The sequence below is a fragment of the Phytomonospora endophytica genome, assembly GCF_014202425.1.
Classification (GTDB): domain Bacteria; phylum Actinomycetota; class Actinomycetes; order Mycobacteriales; family Micromonosporaceae; genus Phytomonospora; species Phytomonospora endophytica.
This window is the reverse complement of sequence record NZ_JACHGT010000021.1, coordinates 125,298-131,544: the sequence shown is the minus strand read 5'-3', so window position 1 is coordinate 131,544 and position 6,247 is coordinate 125,298. Positions and strand designations below refer to the sequence as shown.

The 6,247-nt window shown below is 69.2% G+C and carries 6 protein-coding genes; 1 reads left to right on the top strand and 5 read right to left on the bottom strand.

The features are described 5' to 3' along the window. The first annotated feature begins 152 nt into the window (after positions 1 to 152). Positions 153 to 638: a pentapeptide repeat-containing protein gene (locus HNR73_RS41295; RefSeq protein ID WP_184792473.1), complete on the top strand. Its 486-nt coding sequence runs from the start codon at positions 153 to 155 to the stop codon at positions 636 to 638. A 467-nt stretch (positions 639 to 1,105) separates the two neighbouring features. Here the strand turns inward: HNR73_RS41295 and HNR73_RS35645 are convergent, their stop codons facing one another. The 5 genes from HNR73_RS35645 to HNR73_RS35625 are packed head-to-tail and all read right to left on the bottom strand — an operon-like array spanning position 1,106 to position 6,246. After that, positions 1,106 to 2,131 carry a GNAT family N-acetyltransferase gene (locus HNR73_RS35645; protein ID WP_184792472.1) on the bottom strand — a complete coding sequence of 342 codons (1,026 nt, stop codon included), beginning with the start codon at positions 2,129 to 2,131 and terminating at the stop codon, positions 1,106 to 1,108. A 1-nt stretch (position 2,132) separates the two neighbouring features. Beyond that, entirely contained in the window at positions 2,133 to 3,161 is a 1,029-nt protein-coding gene (locus tag HNR73_RS35640; RefSeq protein WP_184792471.1) for a GNAT family N-acetyltransferase, read from the bottom strand. Positions 3,162 to 3,170: 9 nt separating this feature from the next. After that, complete coding sequence (locus HNR73_RS35635) at positions 3,171 to 4,193, bottom strand: GNAT family N-acetyltransferase (protein ID WP_184792470.1); 1,023 nt, start codon at positions 4,191 to 4,193, stop codon at positions 3,171 to 3,173. Then, entirely contained in the window at positions 4,190 to 5,221 is a 1,032-nt protein-coding gene (locus HNR73_RS35630) for a GNAT family N-acetyltransferase (RefSeq protein ID WP_184792469.1), read from the bottom strand. The genes HNR73_RS35635 and HNR73_RS35630 overlap by 4 nt, the downstream gene beginning before the upstream one ends. Beyond that, the gene (locus HNR73_RS35625; RefSeq protein ID WP_184792468.1) at positions 5,218 to 6,246 is read right to left on the bottom strand and encodes a GNAT family N-acetyltransferase; all 1,029 of its coding nucleotides are present in this window, start codon (positions 6,244 to 6,246) and stop codon (positions 5,218 to 5,220) included. The genes HNR73_RS35630 and HNR73_RS35625 overlap by 4 nt, the downstream gene beginning before the upstream one ends. Between the last annotated feature and the right edge of the window lies 1 nt (position 6,247).

The following is a 6,247-nucleotide window of genomic DNA, read 5'->3' as shown; positions in this document are numbered from 1 at the left end:
CCTGGGGCAGTCAAGGGAAAGAGCGCCCTTGACAGCCCCAGAACCTTCATGTCGTCCAATCAACGGCCGAAGCGACGGAGACACAGGTAGACGCCTCGGGGTGTGTCGCGCTGCGCGCGACCCCGGGGGCCTGGCTCCCGAGGGTCACGGTCGTGTGGTGGGTAGTGCGTCTCGGCGAACGCGGGAACACACCGCGAGATCAACACCACCCGCACGCCCTGACGCAGGAGTGGTCTCGGTCAGCGACACGGCACACGGCGAGCACAGGCACGGCGAACGCAGGGACGGCGAGCGCAGGGACGGCGAACGCGGGGACGGCGAACGCAGGGACGGCGAACGCGGGGAGTGCCGAGACAGCAGGTCCGGGCGAGCGCGGGAAAGTGCCGAGATGGCGGGCGTTGCGCACGTGCGGGTTGTGCCAAGACAGCGAGGGTCTGGGCGAGCGCGCGGAGTGCCGAGACAGCAGGTCCGGGCGAGCGCGGGAAAGTGCCGAGATGGCGGGCGTTGCGCACGTGCGGGTTGTGCCAAGACAGCGAGGGTTAGGCACGTGCGGGTTGTGCCGAGACGGCGGGGGTCTGGGCGAGCGCGGGGGAACGTGCCGAGACAGCGGGAACCATAGCGAGCGCGGGTGGTGTTGACCTCACGGTGTGTTCCCGCGCTCGCCGAGACGCACTACCCACCACACGACCGTGACCCTCGGGGACTAGCCCCTGGGGTCGCGCGCAGCGCGACACACCCCTCACCACCACTAACCTGTGTCTCCGTCGCTTCGGCCAGGGATTGGTGCAACACGAAGGTTCTGGGGCTGTCAAGGGCGCTCTTTCCCTTGATTGCCCCAGGTTCTTCGTGTCCCCTTGACCGGCCGAAAAAGACGGAGACACGCATGCGCCCAACAACCTCAGCCCGCACCCCAGCCGCCCGACCGGCGATAGCTAAGGCACCCCCCGTCTCCCGAGCGAGGCCGGGGGTCAAGGGGGCGAAGCCCCTTGCGGGGTCCGGGGCAGAGCCCCGGCAACGCACCCGACCTCAGAGACGCAGGGGTCCCGGTGGAGCGGGTGAACCGCAACCAAACAACCCCCAGCACAGCGGCCGAACCCCCACCCCCTCAAACCTTCAACTGGTAATAAGTCCCCGCCTGCAACCCCCGATACCCCAACGCCGTATTCACCGCCAGCATCGGCGCGTTGTCGTCGGCGTTCCCGGTGTCGACGAACTCCACCTCCGGCGCCACCTCCCGCAACCGCCGCAGGTTCTCCGTCTTCAGCACCATCCCCAGGCGATGCCCCCGGTGGTCCTTGCGGACCATCGTGATCCCCTGCATCCCGTAGTGCGGTGCGCTCGGGCGGACGTGGATCTTCGTCCAGGCGATGACCTCGCCGCTCGCGTCGTGCCGGATCGCCGTGTTGACCGTCCGGCGGTTCTGTGCGGCGGCTCGGGAGTTGTCGGCCTGCACGCGTTCGGGTGTGTACGCGAGCTCCTCGACGTCGAGGGTTCCGGTCGGGGTGTCGCCGTAGAAGCTGCTGAGCAGTTCGGCGATCCCTTCGAGGACCTCGTCGGGTGTCGGCCCGGCGATCCCGTCGGACCATTGGATCAGCGAGTAGCCCTCGGCCTTGGCCCAGGCTTCGCGGCGGAGTGTCTCCACGACCTCGTCGTCCACTGTGGACAGGTCGAGGCGGTAGGCGCCTTCGGAGCTGGCGGCGGTGAAGCCCGCGGCTTCACAGAAGCGCTCACCGTCCCGGTTTCCGAGCCCGCCCTCGCCGAGTGGGATGTGGACGTCGGTGACGATCGTGTCGCGGCCGTGCTCCTTGACGACTTCGACGACACCGTCGAGCAGCGCGCGTCCGACACCCTTGTGGCGGTGTTCGGGCGCGACCATTCCCCAGACTTCGGCGAGGTGCCTGTTGTCGCTCTCGAACATCTCGATGAAGGCGTAACCCGCGACTTTCCCGTCGACGTGGGCGAGCACCGTCACGTTCAGCGCGCCCTGGCGCGGCACGGTGAGCATCGTCCCGAAGGAGTCGCGGGCGACGAGTGGCACTCCGGGCCGGTCGACGGCGAAGGCCGCCTCGGCCGTGGCGTGCGCCTGGTCGAGGGCCTGGGTGTCGCCGTTGTCGAGTCGGGTGATCTCCATGTCAGAGGTCCTTCGCGTATTCCGCATAGGTCTCGATGGGCTCGAAGCCCAGTTCCTCGTTGATCGCGATCATATGACCGTTCTCGGCGGCGTTCCAGGTCTGGATCCAGCGCAGGTTCGGCTCGGTCTCGCGGGCGTAGCGGTGCAGCCCGGTCTTGACCAGCACGCCGAGGCGGTGCCCACGGTGTTCGGGGATCACCACGGTGATCTCGTGGTCGGCGTGGCGGCCGTCTTCGGCGACGACGGCCAGGAACGACCAGGCGACGAGATGCCCGCTGGGCTTGTGACGTACCGCGACGTGGTGGCGGCGGAAGAGTCTCGCGGCCGCGGCGTCCTGGTAGGCGATGATCTTGTCGGTGTCGAAGGGCGCCGGTTCCCAGTTCTCGATGTAACCGGCGGTGTCCTCGGAGAGCCTGCCGTTCATCACGGCGAGGTCGCCGAGGTACTCCTCGGGCGCGGGTTCGGTGAACCGCACGACCTCGTAGTCCTCCCCGGCCTTGGCCAGGGCGGCCTCGTGGAGGCGGGTCTCGACGTCGACGTCCACGGTGGACAGGTCGATGTCGCGGCGGACCTCCGAGCCGACCTGCCGGAATCCCGTCGCGGCGAGGAAGGCGGCGCCCGCCTCGTCGCGCTGGACGCCGTCGGGCAGCGCGAGCGCGGCATCGCTCATCGCGCGGGTGCGGCCTTCGGCACGCAGCCGCGCGAACAGCAGGTCGAGCGCGGCGCGCCCGATCCCCTGCCGGCGCAGCTCCGGCACGACGCCGAGCGCGATCCAGCCGACCGTCGTGTTCGACTGCGTCGGCATCCCGATCCGTGCGTGCCCGACGGCTTCGCCGTCGCGGCGGAGCAGGAAGACCAGCGCGACGCCGCCGGGGACGGGATGCGCCAGCCCGCCCACGTTGCTGTCCCGCCAGGGAAGCGCGGTGTTGATCTCGTCGACCGCGTGGGCCGCCGTGCGAACGGCGACCCACGCGTCGATCAGATCAGCGGGAGAGTCGGTGGTGATCTCCACCAGCTCCACGTTGCTCATCGTGAGTACTCAGACCTTCTTCTGGTAGGCGACCCAGCGTTCCTGAACGCGGTAGCCGATCGCCTCGTTGATGCTGATCATGAAGTCGTTCTCCTCGGCGTTCCACGTGTGCACGTACTTGACGTGCGGTCGGTAGTCGCGCACGAAGCGGTGGTTGACGATCTTCACGATGGTGCCGATCCGGTGCCCGCGGTGATCGGGGTCGACGATGGTGATCCCCTGCCACGCGTGCTCTTCCACACCGGCGTGCACGACGATGTCGGTCCAGCCGGCGACGGTCCCGCTCTCGATGTGCCGCACGACGGTGTTGACGCGCAGGGAACCACGGGTGTCGGAACGGCGCTCGCCTTCCCGGATCCGCTCGGCGTCGACCTTCATCGGCTCCATGTCCAGGGTGCCCATGGGGGCGTCCTGGAGCAGGCGGCCGTCGAGGTAGGCGATCCCGTCGACGACGTCGTCGGGCGCGTGGTTGACCCACTGCACCAGCTCGTAGCCCTCGGCCTTCTCCCACGCCCTGGCCAGCATGGCGTCCAGCTCGGCGGCGGGAACGAGGTCGAGGTCGGCGGTGCGGCGGACCTCGTCGAGGCCCTTGACGTAACCGTTCTTCTCCAGGAGGGCCTTGCCCGCCACGTGCTCGGGGTAGTCCTCGCGCATCCGGTCGGGCGCGTAGATCATGTAGGTGCGGCGGCCGTCGGCCGCGCCCAGCTCCTCGATCCGTCGCAGCAGCGCCGTGGCGACACCGCGGCGGCGGTACTCGGGATGCACGTCCAGCTCGAACTCCACGAGGTGGAGGTTGTCCTTGAGCGGGAAGCTCACCTCGGCGACGCCCACCACCCGATCGTCCACAATGGCCGTCAGGTACTCGGTGCGCGTCGACTCCGTCGGCAGCATCAGGTTGATCATCAGGTTCGGCTTGGACGGCGCCGGGAACAGTGGAAGGTCCACGCGCCAGGAACTCTGGATGGTGTCCAGCCACTGGTCGATGCCCGCGAGATCGGTCGCGGACAGGGTCGAGATCTTGATGTCGGTCATGGCTTTGCTACTTCCCCTTGATAGTCGACCCACGAGTCCACGACTCGGTAACCGATCTGCTCGTTGATCGTGATCATGTACGCGTTGCTGCGCGCGTTCCAGGTGTCGACACTGGTCAGATCCGGGTCCTCGGCACGGATCCAGCGATGCATCTCCAGCTTCGCGACCGTCCCCAGCCGCTTCCCGCGGTGTTCCGGGTCGACGATGGTGATGCCCTGGAAGCCCCGCTCGCGGTGGTGCGGGGCCGTCGCGATGAAGGTCCAGGCGGCGACCGTGCCGGTCTCCTCGTGGACCATCGCGACGTTGTAGCGCGTGCGCCCGCGCTTGTCGGCGGTCGCCTCGGCGGCGCGGAAGCGTTCCGCGTCGACCTTCGGCGCCTCGTAGTCGAGGTCCCCCATCGGCGCGTCGAGCACCAGGCGGCCGTCGAGGTAGGCGAGCCCGTCGACGAGTTCGGCGGGCGCGTTGTTCACCCACTTGCGCAGCGTGTAGCCCTCGGCCTTCGTCCATGCCTCGGCGAGCAGGCCGTCCATGGCCTCGGTGTCGACCGCCGTGAAGTCGATGCGGCGGCGCACTTCGGCGAGCTTGGGCGACAGGCCCATGGCGTCGAGGAACGCCAGGCCCTCTGTCCCGCGCGGGATCCCGCCCGCTTCGGGCTGGCACGCGGTGGCGCCCATTCGGGTGCGGCCCTGGTCGGCGGCCCTGATGTTGGCGTGCGCCCACACGGTCCGGCCGATGCCCCGGCGGCGGAACTCGGGGTGCACCGCGATCCAGGCCCAGGCGTTCTCAAGGTTCTCCAGGGTGGAGAACTCCAGGTTGAGGTGCGCGACGGCGCGGCCGTCGTGCCAGGCCAGGTAGTCCTCGTTGACCTGACCGGGCCACGCGGTGGTCAGGGCCATCCGCTCGTCGTCGAGGTCGGGCGGAACGTTGTCGGGCAGATCGGCCGCCCAGCAGGCGTGCTTGATGTCGAACATGGCGCGGACGTGGGCGTCGTCGGCCGGATCGAGCGGGCGGATGTCCACAGTGGTCATGGCTTCACATCTCCCTGGAATTCGGCGACCGCGTCCAGCGGGCGGAAGCCGACGAGTTCGTTGATGCGGATCATGTGGCCGTTGTCGGCGGCGTTGTAGGTGTCCACCACGCGCAGCCCGGGAGTGACGGCCTTGGCGTAGCGGTGGAGTTCGAGCTTCACGACCGTTCCCAGGCGGCGACCCCGGTGATCGGGGTCGACGATGGTGACGCCGTGGCTGGCGAACCCCTTGTGGTCGGCGCCGTGCGCGAGACAGCTCCAGGCCGCGACGCGGCCGGATTCGGCGTGCACCAGGGCGACGTGGATCCCGACGCGCCGCCGCGCGGCGGCGGCCGCCTCGGCGTCGCGGACTCGGGCGGCGTCGACCTTGAACGCCTCGACGTCGAGCTCACCGGTCGGCGAGTCGGTCAGGACGCGGCCGTCGAGGTAGGCGACGTCGTCGATGAGGTCGGCGGGGGTGAAGTTCACCCACCGGCGCAGTTCGTAGCCCTCGGCGTGGTTCCAGGCGTCGGCGAGCAGTGCGCCGTTCGCCTCCTCGTCCACAGTGGACAGTTCGACGCGGCGGCGGACCTCGTGGAGTTTCACCTCGGCGCCCATCGCGGTCAGGAAGTCCGAACCGTTCCGGTCGCGGTCGGCGCCCCCTTCGGCCGGCACGAAGGCGGTCGCCTGGACGACCGTGCATCCTTTGGCGCGCATACGGTCCAGCGCGTGGTTCCACAGGGCGCGGCCGATGCCGCGGCGGCGGTGGCCGGGGTCGACACAACCGCCGACCTGGGCGATGTGCCGGTTCTCGATGGTGTGGAAGCCCAGGCGCATCGAGGCCACGACGTGCCCGTCGAGCAGCGCGACCCATTCCTCGGGCACCAGGCCGGGCCTAGGGTGGGTGATGCTCGTGATGACGTCGTCGCGGTCGGGGGCGGGGTCGTCAGGCAGGTCAAGGGCGAAGGAGCGTTCCCGCAGCGCGAACCACTCACCGACGACGGTGGCGTCGTCGAGGTCGAGAAGGGTGATGTCGAGTTCGGGCATG